This is a genomic window from uncultured Tateyamaria sp. (assembly GCF_947504105.1).
GTDB lineage: Bacteria > Pseudomonadota > Alphaproteobacteria > Rhodobacterales > Rhodobacteraceae > Tateyamaria.
Window position 1 is genome coordinate 35,374 of the sequence record NZ_CANNGP010000030.1, and the last position, 19,328, is coordinate 54,701.

The 19,328-nt window shown below is 60.5% G+C and carries 21 protein-coding genes and 1 tRNA gene; 11 read left to right on the plus strand and 11 right to left on the minus strand.

The genetic code is table 11. From position 1 onward, the window contains the following. The first annotated feature begins 96 nt into the window (after positions 1-96). Positions 97-1,752 (plus strand): energy-dependent translational throttle protein EttA, encoded by a 1,656-nt coding sequence (gene ettA / locus Q1A75_RS16700; RefSeq protein ID WP_299551421.1) that lies wholly within the window; start codon positions 97-99, stop codon positions 1,750-1,752. 273 nt (positions 1,753-2,025) lie between these two features. On the opposite strand, the gene Q1A75_RS16705 is transcribed toward ettA, so the two are convergent. The 3 genes from Q1A75_RS16705 to Q1A75_RS16715 are packed head-to-tail and all read right to left on the minus strand — an operon-like array spanning position 2,026 to position 5,291. Continuing rightward, positions 2,026-3,045, minus strand: a complete 1,020-nt coding sequence (locus tag Q1A75_RS16705; RefSeq protein WP_299551424.1) for an alpha/beta hydrolase — start codon at positions 3,043-3,045, stop codon at positions 2,026-2,028. 57 nt (positions 3,046-3,102) lie between these two features. Further along, the gene (locus tag Q1A75_RS16710; RefSeq protein WP_299551427.1) at positions 3,103-3,918 is read right to left on the minus strand and encodes an SDR family NAD(P)-dependent oxidoreductase; all 816 of its coding nucleotides are present in this window, start codon (positions 3,916-3,918) and stop codon (positions 3,103-3,105) included. Next, the gene (locus Q1A75_RS16715; protein WP_299551430.1) at positions 3,918-5,291 is read right to left on the minus strand and encodes an NAD(P)-binding domain-containing protein; all 1,374 of its coding nucleotides are present in this window, start codon (positions 5,289-5,291) and stop codon (positions 3,918-3,920) included. Before Q1A75_RS16715 ends, Q1A75_RS16710 begins: the two co-directional genes overlap by 1 nt. Before the next feature lie 99 nt (positions 5,292-5,390). On the opposite strand from Q1A75_RS16715, the gene Q1A75_RS16720 reads away from it, so the two are divergent. Then, positions 5,391-6,020: a TetR family transcriptional regulator gene (locus tag Q1A75_RS16720; RefSeq protein WP_299640528.1), complete on the plus strand. Its 630-nt coding sequence runs from the start codon at positions 5,391-5,393 to the stop codon at positions 6,018-6,020. Positions 6,021-6,070: 50 nt separating this feature from the next. Here Q1A75_RS16720 and Q1A75_RS16725 read toward each other — a convergent pair whose 3' ends face one another. From Q1A75_RS16725 to Q1A75_RS16755, 7 genes are all read right to left on the minus strand, one after another. After that, positions 6,071-7,072, minus strand: coding sequence for an oligopeptide/dipeptide ABC transporter ATP-binding protein (locus Q1A75_RS16725; protein WP_299551436.1), 1,002 nt, complete (start codon positions 7,070-7,072; stop codon positions 6,071-6,073). Then, on the minus strand, positions 7,072-8,019 hold the full coding sequence (locus Q1A75_RS16730; RefSeq protein WP_299551439.1) for an oligopeptide/dipeptide ABC transporter ATP-binding protein: 948 nt from the start codon (positions 8,017-8,019) through the stop codon (positions 7,072-7,074). Before Q1A75_RS16730 ends, Q1A75_RS16725 begins: the two co-directional genes overlap by 1 nt. A gap of 39 nt (positions 8,020-8,058) precedes the next feature. Further along, the gene (locus Q1A75_RS16735) at positions 8,059-8,994 is read right to left on the minus strand and encodes an ABC transporter permease (protein WP_299551442.1); all 936 of its coding nucleotides are present in this window, start codon (positions 8,992-8,994) and stop codon (positions 8,059-8,061) included. Beyond that, the gene (locus tag Q1A75_RS16740) at positions 8,991-9,923 is read right to left on the minus strand and encodes an ABC transporter permease subunit (protein WP_299551445.1); all 933 of its coding nucleotides are present in this window, start codon (positions 9,921-9,923) and stop codon (positions 8,991-8,993) included. The genes Q1A75_RS16735 and Q1A75_RS16740 overlap by 4 nt, the downstream gene beginning before the upstream one ends. 82 nt (positions 9,924-10,005) lie before the next feature. Beyond that, positions 10,006-11,622 carry a peptide ABC transporter substrate-binding protein gene (locus Q1A75_RS16745; RefSeq protein ID WP_299551448.1) on the minus strand — a complete coding sequence of 539 codons (1,617 nt, stop codon included), beginning with the start codon at positions 11,620-11,622 and terminating at the stop codon, positions 10,006-10,008. A 345-nt stretch (positions 11,623-11,967) separates the two neighbouring features. Continuing rightward, complete coding sequence (locus tag Q1A75_RS16750; RefSeq protein ID WP_299551451.1) at positions 11,968-12,276, minus strand: hypothetical protein; 309 nt, start codon at positions 12,274-12,276, stop codon at positions 11,968-11,970. 412 nt (positions 12,277-12,688) lie between these two features. Then, positions 12,689-12,763, minus strand: a tRNA-Thr gene (locus Q1A75_RS16755). 84 nt (positions 12,764-12,847) lie between these two features. Here Q1A75_RS16755 and Q1A75_RS16760 point away from each other — a divergent pair. The 9 genes from Q1A75_RS16760 to Q1A75_RS16800 all read left to right on the plus strand — a co-directional run bounded on the left by Q1A75_RS16760 (position 12,848) and on the right by Q1A75_RS16800 (position 18,798). Beyond that, entirely contained in the window at positions 12,848-12,997 is a 150-nt protein-coding gene (locus Q1A75_RS16760; protein ID WP_299551454.1) for a hypothetical protein, read from the plus strand. Then, a complete protein-coding gene (gene murA, locus Q1A75_RS16765) occupies positions 12,990-14,261 on the plus strand; it encodes a UDP-N-acetylglucosamine 1-carboxyvinyltransferase (protein ID WP_299551456.1) in 1,272 nt (423 codons plus the stop codon). The genes Q1A75_RS16760 and murA overlap by 8 nt, the downstream gene beginning before the upstream one ends. After that, positions 14,261-14,728, plus strand: coding sequence for a DUF2948 family protein (locus Q1A75_RS16770; protein ID WP_299551459.1), 468 nt, complete (start codon positions 14,261-14,263; stop codon positions 14,726-14,728). Before murA ends, Q1A75_RS16770 begins: the two co-directional genes overlap by 1 nt. Beyond that, positions 14,721-15,221, plus strand: a complete 501-nt coding sequence (locus tag Q1A75_RS16775) for a GNAT family N-acetyltransferase (RefSeq protein ID WP_299551462.1) — start codon at positions 14,721-14,723, stop codon at positions 15,219-15,221. Before Q1A75_RS16770 ends, Q1A75_RS16775 begins: the two co-directional genes overlap by 8 nt. A gap of 193 nt (positions 15,222-15,414) precedes the next feature. Next, positions 15,415-16,716, plus strand: coding sequence for a histidinol dehydrogenase (gene hisD, locus Q1A75_RS16780; RefSeq protein ID WP_299551465.1), 1,302 nt, complete (start codon positions 15,415-15,417; stop codon positions 16,714-16,716). A gap of 170 nt (positions 16,717-16,886) precedes the next feature. Continuing rightward, entirely contained in the window at positions 16,887-17,366 is a 480-nt protein-coding gene (locus Q1A75_RS16785; RefSeq protein ID WP_299205767.1) for a UPF0262 family protein, read from the plus strand. After that, on the plus strand, positions 17,367-17,828 hold the full coding sequence (locus Q1A75_RS16790; RefSeq protein ID WP_299551468.1) for a low molecular weight phosphatase family protein: 462 nt from the start codon (positions 17,367-17,369) through the stop codon (positions 17,826-17,828). Continuing rightward, complete coding sequence (locus tag Q1A75_RS16795; protein ID WP_299551479.1) at positions 17,825-18,220, plus strand: ketosteroid isomerase-related protein; 396 nt, start codon at positions 17,825-17,827, stop codon at positions 18,218-18,220. Before Q1A75_RS16790 ends, Q1A75_RS16795 begins: the two co-directional genes overlap by 4 nt. After that, positions 18,217-18,798: a GNAT family N-acetyltransferase gene (locus Q1A75_RS16800; protein ID WP_299551471.1), complete on the plus strand. Its 582-nt coding sequence runs from the start codon at positions 18,217-18,219 to the stop codon at positions 18,796-18,798. The genes Q1A75_RS16795 and Q1A75_RS16800 overlap by 4 nt, the downstream gene beginning before the upstream one ends. Position 18,799: 1 nt before the next feature. On the opposite strand, the gene Q1A75_RS16805 is transcribed toward Q1A75_RS16800, so the two are convergent. Then, positions 18,800-19,159 carry a hypothetical protein gene (locus Q1A75_RS16805; protein WP_299551473.1) on the minus strand — a complete coding sequence of 120 codons (360 nt, stop codon included), beginning with the start codon at positions 19,157-19,159 and terminating at the stop codon, positions 18,800-18,802. Positions 19,160-19,328: the final 169 nt, after the last annotated feature.

A 19,328-nucleotide genomic window follows, 5' to 3' on the forward strand; every position in this document is an offset into this window, starting at 1 on the left:
GGCTTCACCAAATAGCAATTCCGCGACCGGCGGCGCATTGCCCTTTGCCAGCTTGCCGGGTAGACGGTCCCCGACAGTTTTTTCCGGGAGGATGCCATGGCTGCCTATCAATATGTCTACCACATGTCGGGTGTTTCCAAGACGTACCCCGGGGGCAAGAAGTGCTTTGAGAATATCCACCTGAACTTCCTGCCAGGCGTGAAGATCGGTGTCGTGGGCGTGAACGGTGCCGGTAAGTCCACGCTGATGAAGATCATGGCGGGCATGGACAAGGATTTCACCGGCGAGGCGTGGGCCGCCGAGGGCGCCAAGGTCGGCTACCTGCCACAAGAGCCGCAGCTGGATCCGGCCCTGTCCGTGCGCGAGAACGTGATGCTGGGCGTGGCCGAGAAGAAGGCCGTTCTGGACCGCTACAACGAGCTGGCCATGAACTACTCGGACGAGACGGCGGACGAGATGGCCGCCCTGCAGGACCAGATCGATGCAGAGAACTTGTGGGATCTGGACAGCCAGATTGACGTGTCGCTGGAGGCCCTGCGTTGCCCACCCGACGATGCCGATGTAACCACCCTGTCGGGCGGTGAAGCCCGCCGCGTCGCGCTGTGCAAGCTGCTGCTGGAAGCGCCCGAAATGCTGCTGCTTGATGAGCCGACCAACCACCTTGATGCCGAAACCATCGCGTGGCTGCAACAGCACCTGATCGACTACAAGGGCACGATCCTGATCGTGACCCACGACCGTTACTTCCTCGATGACATCACCGGGTGGATCCTGGAACTCGACCGCGGGCGCGGCATCCCCTACGAGGGCAACTATTCCGCATGGTTGGAACAGAAGGCCAAGCGGCTTCAGCAGGAAGCCCGCGAGGACAAGAGCCGCCAGAAAACGCTGGAGCGTGAACTGGAATGGATGCGGCAGGGCGCCAAGGCGCGGCAGGCCAAGTCCAAGGCCCGGATCAACGCCTATAACGAGATGGCTGATCAGTCCGAGCGCGAGAAGCTGACGCGCGCGCAGATCGTGATCCCGAACGGGCAGCGCCTTGGATCGAAAGTGATCGATGTGCAGGGCCTGTCCAAGCACATGGGTGACAAGCTGTTGGTCGAAGGGCTGGACTTCAGCCTGCCCCCGGGTGCCATTGTCGGCGTTATCGGCCCCAACGGTGCGGGCAAGTCGACCCTGTTCAAGATGCTGACGGGGCAGGAAACGCCTGATGCTGGGACGATCGAATTGGGCGACACGGTGCAACTGTCCTATGTCGACCAGTCGCGCGATGATCTGGCGGCGAATGACACGGTGTGGGAAGCCATCTCTGGCGGGGCCGAGGTGATCGAACTGGGTGACGCGCAGGTGAATAGCCGCGCCTATTGTTCGTCCTTCAACTTCAAGGGCGGCGACCAGCAAAAGAAGGTGTCGCTGCTGTCCGGCGGTGAGCGCAACCGCGTGCACATGGCACGGCTGTTGAAAGAGGGTGGCAACGTCCTGCTGCTCGACGAACCGACCAACGATCTGGACGTCGAGACGTTGCGCGCCTTAGAAGACGCGCTTGTTGATTTCGCCGGGTGCGCTGTCGTGATCTCGCACGACCGCTTCTTCCTCGACCGGATTTGCACGCACATCCTTGCCTTCGAAGGGGATGCGCATGTGGAGTGGTTCGAGGGGAACTTTGAGGACTACGAAGAAGACAAGAAGCGCCGACTGGGGCCAGATGCCCTTGAACCCAAACGACTGAAACACAAAAAGTTTGTCCGCTAAGCGGACAAACTTTTTGGGTTTACATTTGGGTTCAAGGTGTGCGCGAAAGGGTGTTTGCGTAGCAAACGCGCGTAACGGCACCCGGTGGCAGTTGGGTTGACCCTCGTTGGAGCCGAAGCGGTTGAAGCACAAGAAATTCGTCCGCTAGGCGCATTTCGGGCTGCGCACGCTTTCAGGTCCCATCCTGCACACGCGCAACGCGGATAAACATGTGCGGCCGCTTCAGGACCTATAGAAACCGTGCCGTACGTTGCGAGGGGGCTGCCCCTTGCGTCACACGTTCTTCTTCAGCAAGGCAACGGCTTGATCGAATGCGCGCCGTGCGGCGGGGACATGTCCGCCGATATTGATGAAGATATGGACAAGGTCTTCAAAAAGGTGAAGCTCGGTCTTCACACCTGCGGCTTCGAGCTTTTGGGCGTAGGCCAAGCCTTCGTCTCTGAGCGGATCGAAACCGGCAACCAGCACACCCGCGGGGCATACACCTGACGCATCGCCCAGGAGTGGTGAAGCCAAAGGGTCCAGTGCCTGTTCCGGGGTCTGGAGGTAGTGGTCAGTATACCACTCCATCTTGGGTTTTTCGAGGTAGTAGCCCAGCTCAAACAGCTTGTAAGACCGCGATTGTTTGCTCAGGTCCAGCCATGGCACCCACATCAACTGGTACTTGGGCGATACCTCTGCATCGCGGCGCTGCTGCGCGATGACGGCAGCGACATTGCCACCCGCGCTGTCGCCCCCGACGGCAATGCGTTCGGGATCAAACCCAAGAGCGCCTGCTTGCTGCGCGACGGCATCAAAGGCAGCAAGGCAGTCATTGATGCCAACGGGGAATTTGAACTCGGGTGCCAGTCGGTAGTCCACGGCCACTATCGCCATGTTCACCTCGTAGGCCAATTGACGACAGATATCGCGATGCGAGTTGAGTGAGCCGCCGACGTGACCACCGCCGTGATAGAACATCAGCACGGGTGCATCTGTCTCTGGCAACGCCTTGGGCCGGTGGATTTCGCAGGGAATTGGGCCGTTTGGGCCGTCGAAACGCTGCTGGACGATTGTGACATCCGGGTGTGGTGGATGGGTCAACCAATCCCCCTGAACGTCAAAGCCTTCGCGCGTGCTTTCGACCGTGCCGATCTTGCCCGGCGGATCGGTGAAGTGCTTGACCATCATCTGGATCAGCGGATCAAGCCGCTGGCCGTCAATTTCAATCGGCTTGCCGCCCAGCAAGCGCACGATCGGCGCCGGAAGGCGGCAACACTTTTGGGCGGCGTATTTCAGTACTGCGTTCTTCACCTGGAACTCCATGGCAAGACCGGACTACATTTCGGTCGTTCTACGTTGCGCGGGGTCTCAAGAGGATCGGAGGGCCTTGAGGTAATCCTGCTTCTTTTTCTCACCTTGCTTTTCAAGGTAACCGATAACCGGCTTGAACAGCTTGGGGAACATCATCATCAACGATGCCATGAAGCCATCGGGCTTTGGCAACCAGGTTTCAAGCCGCCCCTTCTTCATCGCCTTGACCACATGGTCCGCGACCTGGTCGGGCGTCAGCGGCTTTGCATTGCCGACGAAATTCAGGGGTGATCCATCCGGGCTTGCCATCTCGGCTGCGAGCATCGGGGTGTCGATGGCACTGGGGAACAGGCCGCCAACCCCGACCCCATGGGGCTCGAGTTCAAGCGCTAGCGCAGCCTTGAAACCGCGCAAACCGAATTTCGATCCACAATAGGATGCGCTGTTCTTCATCGGCCCGATGGCGGCCAGCGACATGATGGAGAAGATATATCCTTTCTTCCGCGCGATCATTGCCCGTGCGGCAGCAGCACACAGTACCATTGGCGCCGTCAGGTTGATGTCGACATGCGCCCGCATCAGGTCATTGGGCAGTGATCCGACTGGCCCTGGTACAATGATTCCGGCGTTGTTGATCAGCAGATCAATCGGCGACTTGGGGTTTTCGAGGCGATCACAAAGCTGCTTGAGGCCCACTTCGCTGCGCAGGTCTGCGACAAGAAGCTCGGCTGGCTGGGGCAGGGCGTCTGACACCTTTTCAAGGGTGTCCCCATCACGGTCAGTCAGTACCAGAGTGTAGCCTTCGCGCGACAGCCGTTTCGCCAGCGCCTCGCCCACACCGCCCGCGGCACCGGTGATCAATGCGCGTCCCATCATGCGGCCTCCAGCGTCATTCGCGTGTCGGATGATTGCTTGGCCTTGTTAAAGTAACCCGCTTCGGGTTCATGCCAGCCCATGTGTTTGCGCAGGTTCCTGAACTCCCGCTTCAATGCATCGATGTTTGCATATGTGGCATGGCGGTCGCTTGCGACGTAGCGGATACCGCCGCTCAGATCCGGGACGTGGGACTGCATCCGCGCGCGCAGCTTGGCCCATGTAACCGCATCGTCCCGCTGCGCTAAAATCGTGCGCCCGATCAGATCTGCCATCCCGTCAAAGAGCTTGTAGATACCGCCATTCGTTTCCGTGAATCCAAGCCCAAAAAGCTGGCTGTTGGCGCGTGAGAACATGTGCAGGTAATTGTCGGGCCGGTTGCCTTTCCAACTGAACAGGCTGGGATCGACATAAGGCACTTTCCATTCGTAGCCGGTGGCACAGATGACCACGTCGACCTCTTCTCGGGATCCGCCCTTGAACACCACATGCTTGCCCTCAAGCCGCTCGACATCGCCCTTGGCAAGAATGTCCCCGTGCCCAAGATAGTGGAGCAGTTGCGAGTTCACGATGGGATGGCTTTCAAGCACGCGGTGGTCGGGCTTGGGCAACCCAAGCCGAGTGAGATCCCCGTTCAGGACCTTCAGGATGCCGCTGAAGATGCGCTGGGACAACCAAAGTGGCAAGTTTGGTCCTGAATCGGCAAAAACATCCGCGGGCTTGCCCATGATGTGTTTCGGCACAAAGTGGTATCCACGCCGGACAGAGATGAACGTCTTGTTGCCGCTCACGGCTGCATCGCAGGCGATGTCGCAGCCCGAATTGCCTGCCCCCACGATCAGCACGTTCTTGTCGCGAAATTCGTCCATGTGGCGGAAGGAATTGGCGTGGCGGACTTCCCCGTTGAAGTGCCCGGCCTCGAGTGCCCAACCCGGGAGCTGGGGATGCCAGGTCGTCCCCGAGACACAGATCAGCCAACGATACGTGCGGCTTTGTCCACTGGACAGTGTCACCGTCCAGGCATCGTCATCGAACGACGTCTCGGTCACTTCGGTGTTGAAGCTGATGTGAGGATAGAGATCATACTCACGCGCAAACGACTTCATATAGTCAAAGATCTGACGGTTCGACGGATAGTCCGGGTAGTGATCCGGCATCGGGAAATCTGAGAAGTACGAGTGCGTCTTGGACGAGATGAAATGCGCAGAATCGTACATCGGCGTGCCCGGGTTCTCCAGATCCCAGACGCCGCCGACCTCACTGTGTCGTTCAAATATGTCAAACGCGATACCCAGATTTTTGAAAGCCCGCGCCAGCGCAAGGCCCCCCGGGCCAGCTCCGACAATGCATGCACGGTTGACAGTGTCTGTCATGATCTTTCCTCTTAAATATGAGTATCTGTCATGTTTGTAATATGTGAGACTTTCTCATATTAGTCAATCATTGGGATTTTTGGCAGGATGCTCATCGTCATGGAAACGTCGATCAAAATACGGAAAACGCCCGTGCAGGCCCGCAGCAAAGCGCGGGTCGAGCAGATCCTCAAAGCAGCCGAAGAGATGATCTCGGATCACGGAAGCGATGGTTTGAAAATGAGTGCTGTTGCGAAGCGCGCGGATGTACCAATCGGAACCGTCTACCAGTTTTTTCCGAACAAAAGCGCGCTGATACAAACTTTGGCGACTTCGGTCATGTCTGATATCAGGGACAGTATCGATGCCGACTTTATCGGTGTTTCAAGTCTCGCGGATGCCGCGGACCGGATCGAAATATCCTTGCGTGCTTACCAACAATTTCTCAAATCCAATCCAACTGTGCGGGACATACTTTGTTCGACGCAGGGGGACAAAAAACTGCAGCAGCTTGATCTGGATGACAGCCGCAAAAACGGTGAAACGCTCCTTCGTCACCTCAAACCCCTGGTCGACGATTCGCAGCACGATCAGCTTGCAACAATGTGTTTCATGAATACGCATTTGACCGGTGCGCTGGTTCGGATGACGGTCGAATTGGACGATGACGAGGCTGAAAGCCTGATGAATATGTTCATCACCAACTTGCGGACCGATATCACCAACTTCACCGGCCGCGCCGAGCCATAAACACCCGCGCGTCGTCAGGCTGGATCGAACGGTATCGAACGCCCGGTTACTCAACCATCGATCAGGGATGGTTCTGGTTTCTTCGACGCGTCGTCCAACAGATAACACGCTGCTTCATGTCCTTTACGCTGCACCATTGGCGGCCGTGCCTTTATGCACTTCGCCATGGCATGCGGGCAGCGCGAAGCGAACAGGCAGCCCGGCGGCAAATCCATCGGACTGGGCAAGTCGCCTTCCAGCATCTGTGGCGCAATGCGGACATTTGGATCGGGCACCGGCACCGCCGACAGCAAGGCCTTTGCATAGGGGTGCTGTGGCGCACGGACGAGGTCAGCGGCAGGCGCGCGCTCCATCTGGGCACCCATGTACATGACCAGCACCTCGTCCGAGATGTGGCGGACGACGCCAAGGTCATGGGCTACGAACACAAGGGCCAGCCCCATCTCGCGCTGCAATTCCTTGAGCAGGTTCACCACCTGCGCTTGGATGGATACGTCCAGCGCTGACACCGGCTCATCACACAACAACACCTTGGGCTCGGCCACCAGCGCGCGCGCGATCCCGATCCGCTGGCATTGTCCCCCCGAGAATTCGTGCGGAAAGCGGTTCGCCTGAGCGGGCGGAATGCCCACCCGTTCAAGCATCGCCAGCGCGGCGGCCTTGCGGTCTGCGGCACCCATCTCGGGCCGGAAGAAAGTCAGCGGTTCAGTGACAATCTCGCGGATCGTCATGCGCGGGTTCAACGAGGCGATGGGATCCTGAAAGATCATCTGCATCGTTGCGCGCAATCGCTGCATCGAAGCGCGATTGCCATACTCCACCTGTTCGCCATCAAGGGTCACAGTGCCGGACACCAAGGGTGCAAGCCCCGCAACAGACCGGATCAGCGTGGATTTCCCACAGCCTGACTCACCGACGATCCCAATCGTCTTTCCCGCCTCCAGATCAAAGGAGACACCATTGACCGCGTGGACGACGCCCGCAGGCGACCAGGGCCATTTCTTGGTTTGGGCAACGCGGAATTCGACATATGCGTTCTGGACCGAGAGCATCAGGTCAGCTCCTCGATGGGGCGCAGGCAGGCACGGCCGTCGCGCAGTTGAGGCAGGGTTTCGCGGCAAATGTCCACGACATCCGCGCAGCGGGGCGCGAAGGGGCACGCCACTGGAAAGCGGTGTTGGTTCGGTGGACTGCCGGGGATGGCCGTCAATGCATCCGACGGATCCTCGATATTCGGGACGGCGCGCAACAGGCCGCGGGTGTAGGGGTGACCGGGCTGATCGAACAGGGCCATGGTCTTGGCCGTCTCCATGACGCGACCGCCATAAAGGACCAGCACGTCTTCGCAGAACCCCGCAACCACCCCGAGATCGTGGGTGATGAGCACAACGGAGGTTCCAAGGTCGCTTTGCACGTCCTGCAACAGCTGCATGATCTGGGCCTGCACTGTCACGTCAAGCGCGGTTGTGGGTTCGTCGGCCAGGATCAGTTTGGGCTGGCACATCAGCGCCATGGCAATGACGATCCGCTGGCGCATCCCGCCAGAAAACTCGTGCGGATAGGCGCGCAGGCGGGCCTTGGCATCCGGAATGCGGACGGCATCCATCACTTCAAGCGCGCGGGCGCGAGCGGCACGGCGCGACATCCCCTCATGATGCTCGACGATCTCGGTCAATTGCCGCTCGATCGTCATGTAGGGGTTTAGCGATGACATCGGGTCCTGGAAGATGATCCCGATCTCGCGCGCGCGGATGCGGTTCATTTCACGGTTGGACGTGCCCAGCAGGTCCTGACCGTCCCACATGATGCGCCCCTCAACCTCGGCATTCTTGGCGAGCAGGCCCATGATGGCGAGCGCGATCTGCGACTTGCCGGACCCGCTTTCGCCCACGACAGCCAGACGGCTGCCCGCATCGACGGAAAAGGAAACATCATTGACCGCATGGACCAGCCCGTCGCCGGTGCGGAAGCGGATGTGCAGGTTCTCGACACTCAGCATGGTCTGCCTCGGGCTTTTGTGGTGTTCAATTGGCTCATCTCAACGCTCCTTCGGATCGAGCGCGTCCCGCAGCCCGTCGCCGATATAGAACAGCGAGACCTGGGCCAGCACGAAGATTGCCGCCGGGAAGCCCAACTGCCACAGGGTGCCAAAGGTCATGGTGCTGGCCCCTTCAGACAGAAGCGCCCCCAGCGACGTATTGGGTTCCTGAATACCAACGCCAAGGAAGGACACGAGGCTTTCCATCATGATGACCTCGGGGATGACGAGCGAGGTGTAGATCACCACCACCCACAGCACGTTGGGGGCCAAGTGGCGGAAGATGATGGCAAGGTCCGACATGCCCAGCATCCGCGCGGCGTCGACAAACTCGCGGTTCTTCAGCATCATCACCTGCCCCCGCACGATCAGCAGGCCAGCCGTCCAGTTCACGAGGATGATGACAAGGATCATCTGGCTCATCGAACGGCCAAAGAAGGCCTGCCAGACAACAAAGAAGATGATGTAGGGGATCGCCAGCCAGATCGTGTAAGCGCCCAGCACCGTACGGTCAAAACGCCCACCATAGTAGCCAGACAGTGCCCCCAGCGTGGCGCCCAGGATCACCGAGACCGGACCCGCGATGATGCCCACCAGCAGCGACGTGCGTGTGCCTTGCACAACGCGGGCATACAGGTCGCGGCCCAGCTCATCCACACCAAACCAGTGACCGTTTTCCAGCGACGGGCCACCGTCTTGCTTGATGCGGCCCAACACGTTCCAGTCGATCTCTTCAAAGGACCAGCGGGAGAACAGGTTGCCGAAGATGGCGAACAGAACCAGGACGCTCAGCATCCCCACCGAAAACACGGCCATGCGATTGCGCAGGAACCGCCGCCCCGCATCCGCCCAGAACGAGCGGGAGGCGACCATCTCTCCGGCGCGTTCATCGGCGAAGGTGGCGGAGTTCAGGCGACGTTTGACAGCTCCGATCATGACAGGCCCGCCCGCACCTTGGGGTCGATCCAAGCATAAAGCAGGTCAACCGCCAGTGTCAGCGCAAAGGTCAAAACGGCATACAGGATCGCAAGGCCCAGCAGGATCGAATAGTCGCGGCTATAGGCCCCGTCGATAAAGTCCTGCCCGATGCCACCGGTGGAAAAGAACACGTCGACAAAAACCGATCCGGTGATCATGTAGACAAAGACCGGCCCCATATAGGTCAGCGTTGGCAGCAGCGCTGGCTTGAGCGCATGGCGCAGGATGATTGTCCGCTCGGGCAGGCCCTTGGCGCGGGCCGTGCGGATATAGGGTGAGCCAAGGACTTCCAGCATCGATCCCCGTGTCAGGCGCGCGACAGACGCCATGTAGGACGTACCAAGCGCGATGGCGGGCATTACAATATATTGCCACTGTCCCCCGTTCCAGCCGCCGCCCGGCAAAAGGCCCCACGAGAGTGTAAAGAGCAGCACCAGCAGCGGTGCCAAAACGAAGTTCGGGAAAATCTGGGAGAAGATGGCCAATCCGGTCATCGTGTAGTCCCAGAACCCGTTGTGCCGAAGCGCCGCGATGATCCCCAGCGGCACACCCAGCGCCAGCACGAAGACAGCTGACCAGAACCCGTAGGTCAACGTCACGGGAAAGCCCTGCGTGATGACGTCGTTCACGGTCCGGTCCTTTTGCGCAAAGGAGGGGCCGAAATCAAAGCAGCAGATGATGTTCTTGATGTAGGTCCAAAGCTGGACATGCAGCGGTTCATCCATGCCATAGCGTTCAAGCACGTTGGCCATGACGGCGGGCGGCAGGGGGCGTTCCGAGGTGAAAGGTCCACCCGGCGCAAGGCGCATCAGGTAGAACGCAAAGATCACGAGGATCAACAGCGTCGGGATCACCATCAACAGACGGCGAAGGGTGTAATTGAGCATTGTGGGCTCCGAGGTTCCGGCGGGGGAAATGCCCCGCTGTTACGCCCCGGCACCGGGCCGGGGCGTAGGGTTTGCGGTCGCGTCAGTCGGCGACGCGATACAGGTCCTTGGCGTACCAATTCTGCTCGACATTGTTGACAGGCCAACCCTGGATGCTCTCGGACAGCATCATGTTGGTCGAGTAGTGGTAGATCGGGATGACCGGCATCTCTGCCGCAAGGATTTGTTCCACCTCGGTGTAAAGTGGCTGCGGATCCTTGGACGACTTGGCCTCGGCCATAAGCTCATCCACGCGGGCGTTTGAGAACTTGGCGTCATTATAGCCCGACGCGGTGGTCAGAAGGTCAAGGAAGGTCGACGCCTCGTTGTAGTCGCCGCACCATGCCCCGCGCGCCATGTCGTAATTCTGGGCGCCACGCGTTTCAAGAAACACTTTCCATTCCTGGTTCTCCAGCGTCACATCCACGCCCAGCTTTTGCTTCCACATCTGGCTGGCCACAATGGCGACCTGTTGGTGCGCTTCGTTGGTGTTGTAGAGGTAGGTGAAACTGAGCGGCTCGCCGCCTTCACCATAGCCTGCCTCTGCCAAAAGTTCCTTGGCCTTGGCATCGCGCTCGGCCTGGGTCATGCCAGCCATGTCGACATCCGGCGTCTCGAACCCGGCTGTTGCGGCTGGTGTGAACGAGAAGGCCGGGAACTGACCACCTTGCAAGACGCGATCCACGATCACTTCGCGGTCGACAGCCAGAGCCAGCGCCTGGCGGACGCGTGCGTCCTGGAACGCTTCGGGTCCGGAGGCGAGGTTAAAGTTGAAGTAGTAGTTGCATAGCTCCGGAAGAGCGAAGGCTTCGTCCGGGAATTCCTCCGCCAGTGCGGGATACTGGCCTGCCGGGATATCGGTTTTGTCAACTTCACCGGCCCGCCAACGGGTTAGCCCCTGCGCGTCGTCGCCGATCACAAGTGTCGTGACCTTGTCCAGCACCGTGTTTTCGTTGTCCCAATACATCTCGTTACGCGAGCGGACGGCACGTTCCTTGGGCACGTGTTCGGTCAAAACATAGGCGCCGTTGCTCACCATGTTCTGGGGGCGCGTCCATTGGCTTCCGTGTTCCTCAATCACCCATTTGGGGGCCGGGAAGGTGGTGGCGTGGGTCACCATCTTGGAAAAATATGGCAGGGGTTGGGACAGTTTCACCACCAGCGTGGTGTCGTCCGTCGCAGAGACGCCGAGCGCATCGGGTCCCATGTCGCCGGCGATGATGGCTGCACCATTCTGGATCGACATCAGTTCCATGTACCACGCGTATGGCGAAGCCAGTTCGGGATCGACGGCGCGCTGCCAGGCATAGACGAAGTCACCCGCGGTCACAGGCGTGCCATCGGACCATTTTGCGTTGTCGCGCAGCGTGAAAGTGTAGGTCAGGCCATCGTCTGACGCTTCATGGCTCAGCGCAACACCAGGTACGGTATTTCCCTCTGCATCCTGATTATAAAGCCCTTCGAACAGGTCACGCGCGATGTCAGAACCAGGCCTGTCTTCAACGACCTGCGGATCAAGGGAGGAGAACTCGTCAATGTCGCGATAGGTAAAGGTTTGCTCTTCGGCGAGGGTCACTCCATCGGGGACATCCGCGGCAAAGGCTGGGACCGTGAGAAAAGTCGTTGCAAGGGCGGTGATAAGAAACGGGCGTCGTTTCATAGGAGCCTCCTTCTGTTGGTTTTGATTAATTCGGTCTTGGTACTGTGGCTTAGGTGCGACAAAGACCAAAGCCGTGTCGAGTAGAAGTGACGTCACGGCACAAGGCGGTCGGCGAACTTCTGCCATTCGTCAGAGTCTGCTTGCAAAACAAGCATTTGCGCCTTGCTCAAAGCACAAGGCGGCATCGTACGGGAACAGTCGTTTTGGTGCTGGCCAAAGGATACAATGAAAACCTGCGAACGTCGACACGCAACTGGATCATCGTAGGCGCGCGGTGCGCTCTATCACGGGCTGCACAGACCAACAGCCCACTTGGCTAGGTGGGCTGATCCAAGTTTCGGCCCTTCAACAACTGCTGGATGCTTGGCCTCTGGCAAGCTCTTGGCCGTCAGCGTAGACCGCGAAGGGAACTCTGGCCGCCTTTTGAGACTGGATGTAACCGGACATGCTGGCGAAGCATTCGCAATCGACATTGCTTATCTGACTTTCGCAATGGGCCAGCTCCTGGGTCACGGACTCTTCGAATTCAGCCTGGGTAATGCCCTCTGCAATAGGTTCGCTACTGGTCGTAAGCGGCGGAAAAAGAAAAACGCCGAGCACCAGTAACGCACAGGTGGCGATGATTGCGACGTATGTGCGATGCTCTTGTGCCATGTCTGAACCCTGACCTGACGAAGATCCTCGCAAGTTGAGGTTAACGGGTGATTTATTGTGCCGCACTTTTTTGTGGCCAGAGATGTTTGATCATCATTTCAAACGCTGACCTTCGGTTGCTCGTTCCTGTGCTGTGGCAGGTGAGCCTTGGGCGGTGCACACGCGGAGTCCGAGAGGTCACGATGCTGCTGGAGGGCATCGAACTCTCGCACTCAGCTTGGCTCGCATGAGGCGCGCGTAAGTTGAGACCTGAGGTTTGCTGCGGGTTCTATGGTTTCATCGGGAAGCGGAAGGGGTGGTGCTGCTGGAGAGAATCGAACTCTCGCACTCAGCGTGGCTCGCATGAGGCGCGCGTAAGTCGAGACCCGAGGCTTGCTGCGAGTTCTATGGTTTCATCGGGAAGCGGAAGGGGTGGTGCTGCTGGAGAGAATCGAACTCTCGACCTCTCCCTTACCAAGGGAGTGCTCTACCTCTGAGCTACAGCAGCGCCGTGCGCGGCGGGATAGCCCCAAACCGCCACCCATGCAAGCCCATTCTGGACGCCAAATGCCCCCTGCGTTACAGAAGCGGCATGGCAGATAAATCCCCACCCAAGCCCACGGCAAAAGACGACCGCGACGCGCGGCTCAAACAGGCGCTAAAGGCAAACATGGCCAAGCGCAAGGCACAAGCCAAGGCACGGGCACAGGCAGGCAATAAAGAGGAGCAGGACAATGGATAGCATATTGGTCAAGGGCGGCGGCACCCTGAACGGGCAGATCCCCATCGCGGGGGCCAAGAACGCCTGCCTGACGCTGATGCCGGCGACCTTGCTCAGTGACGAGCCGCTGACGCTCACCAATGCGCCGCGCCTGTCGGACATCCGCACCATGACGCAACTGCTGCAATCGCTCGGGGCCGAGGTCACGTCGATGCAGGACGGGCAGGTGCAGGCGATGTCCTGTCACGGCGCGATCAACACCCGCGCCGAATATGACATCGTGCGCAAGATGCGCGCCTCGAACCTTGTCCTTGGCCCGCTTCTGGCCCGCGAAGGGCATGCCGAGGTGTCCCTGCCCGGTGGCTGTGCCATCGGTGCGCGGCCCATGGACATCCACACCGACGGTCTGGCCAAGATGGGGGCTGAGATCGACTTGCGCGACGGCTACCTGCACGCCAAGGCGGATGGGGGCAAGCTCAAGGGGGCGGTGATCGACTTCCCCTTTGCCTCCGTCGGGGCAACGGAAAACATCATGATGGCGGCGACGCTCGCCAAGGGCACCACGGTCATCAACAACGCCGCGCGCGAGCCCGAGATCGTGGATCTTGCCACCTGCCTCCGGGCCATGGGCGCGCAGATCGAAGGGGACGGGACATCCTCCATCACCATTCAAGGCGTGGACAAGCTGCACGGCGCCACCCACCGCGTTGTCACCGACCGGATTGAGTTGGGCACCTACATGCTGGCCCCGGCCATTTGCGGGGGCGAGGTTGAACTGCTCGGCGGCAAGATCGAACTCGTGGGCGCCTTCTGCGAAAAACTGGACGCGGCAGGCATCAGCGTGACGGAAACCGACAAGGGTCTGAAGGTCGCGCGCAAGAACGGGCGCATCCGCGCCGTGGATGTGACGACCGAACCCTTCCCCGGCTTCCCGACCGACCTGCAGGCGCAGATGATGGCGCTGCTCTGCACGGCCGAGGGCACATCGGTGCTGGAAGAAAAGATTTTTGAGAACCGCTTCATGCACGCGCCGGAATTGGTGCGCATGGGTGCTGATATCGAGGTGCACGGCGGCACGGCCACCGTGAAGGGGGTCGACCAACTGAAAGGCGCGCCGGTCATGGCAACGGATTTGCGGGCGAGCGTCAGCCTGATCCTCGCGGGTCTGGCTGCGACAGGGGAAACGCGGGTCGCCCGGGTCTATCATCTCGACCGCGGCTATGAACATGTGGTGCGCAAGCTGTCCGGCGTGGGCGCCAATATTGAACGGATTTCGGGGGACTGATGCAAGACGCACGGTTTGAAGACGGGCGCGAGGCGCCGCTGAACCTTGGGGCACTGGATGCGGATGATCTGCAGGTGGTGTCATCGTTGGTGCAGGATGCGGTGTTTCCGATCACGGAAATGCGCTGGGATGCGCGTGGGCGGTCCTTTGCCCTGCTGGTCAACCGCTTCCGCTGGGAAGATGAAGGCAAAGATCGTCACGCACCCGAACGTGTGCAATCCCTGCTGGCCTTCGATGGCGTTTTGCGGGTTTCCAGCCAGGGCGTGGACCGGTCGGACAAGGATGTGATCCTGTCGCTGCTCTCGGTCACGTTCGAGGCAGGCGAGGATGGGGCAGGGGAGATCCTGCTGACGTTGGCGGGTGATGGGGCGCTGCGCCTGTCGGTCGAAGCGATTGACGTGACGCTCAAGGATGTGACCAGACCCTACGTGGCCCCGTCGAAATCCGTTCCCAAACACGATGACTGACCTGTCCGTGCGCCGGTTGACCGGCGCGGATGCGGCGGCGTGGCGCGCGCTGCGGCTTGAGGGGCTGTCGACATATCCTGAGGCGTTCCTGACCACCTATGATGAAGCTGCGGCTGTGCCGTTGGACACCATTGCAGAGCGTTTGGACATCGGCCATAGCTTTGGCGTGTTCCGTGCTGCGACCCTTGTCGGCATCGGCAGCCTGATCCCTCTCACCAAGGCGCAGACAAAGCACCGGGCTGAGCTGGGTGCGTTCTTTGTCCAACCCGATGCGCAGGGCAGCGGTGCAGCGCGTGCACTCATTGATGGCATTTCGGATGCTGCACGCGACTTGGGGATCCGCCAGTTGGAACTGTTCGTGGCAGCCAGCAACGGGCGTGCCATCGCGTTCTACACGCGCGCAGGGTTTCAAGAAGTCGGACAAATCCCCAACGCGACGTTGAGCGATGGCCATGCTGAAACCGACCTGATCATGATCCGGGCCATCACGTAAGGCGGAGGTGCCCTCCGCCCGGCGCACCACAGGTGCGCCTTACAGGTGATCACCAGCGCATCCGCTCAAACATGTGTCCGGTGCAGCAAGCTGCCCCTTACATTAAATCTGTAAGGCGGACGTGTCGTCCGCCCCGCCCCTTGAGCCTGTGCAGTCGGCCCGCTATGTCCCGCCTCAGCCGGAAAGGACATCCATGCCCCAGTTTCTTGACTACAGCGACGCTGATTTCGAAGCGCAATTTGCCGCCCTTCTGTCCGCCAAGCGCGAGGACAGCCCGGATGTGGATGCGGTTGTGGCCGACATCATAGCCGACGTGCGGGCGCGGGGGGATGCCGCCGTCATTGAGCTGACCGAACGTTTCGACCGCATTGCCCTGACGCCTGACACGCTGCGCATCAGCGCGGACGAGATCGTCGAGGCTGTGGCAGAGGTTGGGCAGGAAGATCGCGACGCGCTTGCGCTCGCTGCCGCCCGCATCCGCGCCTATCACGAACGCCAGATGCCCGAGGACGCGCAGTGGACAGACGACGCGGGCGCGACGCTGGGCTGGCGCTGGACGCCGGTGTCGGCGGCCGGTCTTTATGTGCCCGGCGGGCTGGCCAGCTATCCGTCCTCGGTCCTGATGAACGCTATTCCGGCCAAGGTGGCCGGCGTGGGACGTCTGACCATTACCGTGCCCACCCCCGATGGTGTCATCAACCCGCTTGTCCTGCTGGCAGCGCAACTGTCCGGCGTGGACGAGATTTACCGCATCGGGGGCGCGCAGGCGATTGCGGCGCTTGCCTATGGCACGGACACGATTACGCCTGTCGACAAGATCACAGGGCCGGGCAATGCCTTTGTCGCTGCGGCCAAGCGGCGGGTCTTTGGCAAGGTCGGTATCGACATGATCGCAGGTCCGTCCGAGATTCTGGTGATCGCGGATGCCGACAACGACCCCGACTGGATCGCCCTCGACCTGCTCAGCCAGGCTGAGCATGACGAAAGCGCGCAATCGCTGCTGATCACGACTGATCCCGCCTTTGGCCGGGCGGTGGCCGATGCGGTGAGTGCACGCCTTGAAACGCTGGAGCGCCGCGCCATCGCGGGGGTCAGCTGGCGGGACTTCGGCGCGATCATCACCGTGCCGGACCTTGGTGTTGCGGCACAGCTGTCGGACCGTATCGCGCCCGAGCACCTTGAGCTCTGTGTCGCCGACCCTGTGTCCCTGTCGGAAAGGATCACCCATGCCGGGGCTATCTTCCTGGGTCAGTGGACGCCGGAGGCGATCGGGGACTACATCGGTGGCCCCAACCACGTGCTGCCCACAGCCCGCTCTGCCCGGTTCTCGTCCGGCCTATCGGTGATGGATTTCGTCAAGCGGACCACGCTGGCGCAGATGACGCCCGATGCGCTGCGCGCCATTGGTCCGGGGGCAGAGCGGTTGGCCGCCTCCGAAAGCCTTGAGGCGCACGGGCTGTCCGTGACGGCCCGACTGCGCAAGTTGAACGGGTAGAGGGGGGCCAGCCCCCCGGCTGCGCCGCCCCCCGAGGTATTTTCAGCCAGAAGAAGGGCGATCCCTGCGCTTGGACATGAAATGTGGTGCGCGGCATTGTGGCATTGTATTGCGCGGTTCCAGACCCTAAGCATTGCGAAAGATTGTTTCGTTGCCGAAGGCCCCGCGCCATGACCCGAATTGCCCGCATCATGTTGGATGATGCCAACCTACCGCCCCCAACCCCCGAGATCGAACAGGAACGCAAGGTGGCGATGTTCGATTTGCTTGAGGACAATACCTTTGTCCTGCCGGGCCGAGATGGCCGCCCGGTACCGCAGGGGCCCTACAATGTAGGTCTGTCCATTCGCGACAAGCGTCTGGTCTTTGATGTTGCCACCGAAGCTGACGAGAAGGCGGCCGAGTTTCACCTGTCCCTCGGCCCCTTCCGGCAAGTGGTCAAGGACTACTTCCAGATCTGCGAAAGCTATTTCGAGGCGGTCAAAAAACTGCCCCCCAGCCAGATCGAAACCATCGACATGGCCCGCCGCGGTATCCACAACGAGGGCAGTCGCGTGTTGCAGGAGCGGTTGGAAGGCAAGGCAGAGGTCGACACCGACACCGCCCGCCGCCTCTTTACCCTGATCTGCGTGCTGCATTTCGGCGGATAGATGACCAAAGCGCTGCCGCAATCCATCCTCTTTTGCTGCGATCACAACGCGGTCCGGTCCCCCATGGCCGAAGGGATCATGAAGAAGTTCTACGGCACCGGCACCTATGTCCAATCGGTCGGCGTCAAGAACGACATGGAGATTGACGGCTTTTCCATCGCTGTGTGCCAGGAACTGGATGTGGAACTGAGCCGCCACCGCTCGCGCAGCTTTGACGAGATGGAGGAGTGGGGCGACGATCTGTCGTCCTTCGACCTGGTTGTGGCGCTCAGCCCGGCCAGCCAGCGCCGCGCGCTGGAATTGACGCGCTACTATCATCTTGAGGTCGAATATTGGCCGATCCTTGACCCGACAGGTTTGGGTGAGACGCGCGATGCGAAGCTGGAGAGCTACCGCGCCGCCCGCGACCAGATCATTGCCCGGCTTGTTGAGCGTTGGGGACCGGCGAGGGACGTCAGCTGATGCAGATCGTGACCGACTACTTCGAGGCGTTCAACGCAGGTGATGTGGAGGCCATGCTGGCCTGTCTGACAGATGACGTGGCCCACCACGTGAACGAGGGGCAGGTGCGTCGGGGCAAGGACCTGTTCAAGGCGTTTTGCGCCCACATGAACCAGTGCTACGCTGAAACGCTGACCGATATGGTTGTTTTTTCGGGCAAGGATGGCGCACGCGCCGCCGCCGAATACACCGTGAACGGCACGTACCTGCAAACGGATGCGGGATTGCCGGAGGCAAATGGCCAGACCTACGCCCTGCCTGCCGGGTCGTTCTTTGACATCCGGGATGGCAAAATCGCGCGTGTCACCACGCATTACAACCTCGCGGATTGGGTGCGACAGGTTGCGGCATGAGGGTTGAGACACTCACCGGGCCCGCCCTGACCGAAGCGCTGGATGACGTGGCAAAGCTGCGCCTCGCGGTCTTTCGGGATTGGCCATACCTGTACGAAGGCGACATCACATATGAACGCCGCTATCTTGAGGTTTACGAGCAAAGCGACCGCGCGGTCATCGTGGCTGCCTATGATGGCGACTGGATGGTGGGGGCGGCGACAGCTGCACCGCTGGCGGAACACGCGGATGCGTTCGGGGATGCATTTGCTGGCAGTGGCGTGGATATCGACACCTGCTTTTATTGCGGAGAAAGCGTGTTGTTGCCCCGCTTCCGGGGCCGAGGGGTCGGGCACACCTTCTTTGATCGGCGCGAAGCCCATGCGCGGGACCTGGGTTACAGCCAGATGTGCTTTGCTTCGGTCATACGGTCGCGGGACCACCCTCTTTATCCCAGTGCGTATCGGTCCCTTGAATCCTTTTGGGAAGGGCGCGGATACACGCGGATTCCCGGTGTTGTGTCCTATTTTGCATGGCGAGACGTGGATCACGGGGACGAAACCGAAAAGCCCCTGCAGTTCTGGATCAGGGACCTCTAGCTCACGAGCACTGCCGCCCAGCGCTGTCGCTGTAGTCCTTCCAGCGGCGCCAGAACCGCTCATCCGTGGCACGATCAGACTGACGTACCTCCTGAGCCTGCTGCGGATTGCCGAAAAAGCCGGCCCCGCGACTTTGATCCGTGGAACTCAGCGATTGGTTGGCCACGGCCTGCACACATCCACACCGCACCCGGCTGGCCTGATCCCGGCCCCCACTCCGGCAGGCGGAATAGATCGGACCGGTCGCAAACAGCACCGGTGTCGCGGAGACCGCCCGCGCGCTGGAATAGGAGGATCCGCCGCCACAGGCAGCCAGCCCAAGGGCAGTTGCCCCGGCAATGATCGTGGTCGAGAGTTTCATGTCTCTGCTCGCCTCTGCTCTGGCGGGTTTACCCGCTCTGAATGCGCAAACTATGCCGCAAGTATGAGCCAAGGGCAATTCACGAACAAGCGCGCGGCCTTGGGCCGCGCGCGTCGCCCGGCAGGGTATCGGCGCGAGCCGATGCACGAGAGGGCCAGCGCCCATCCCT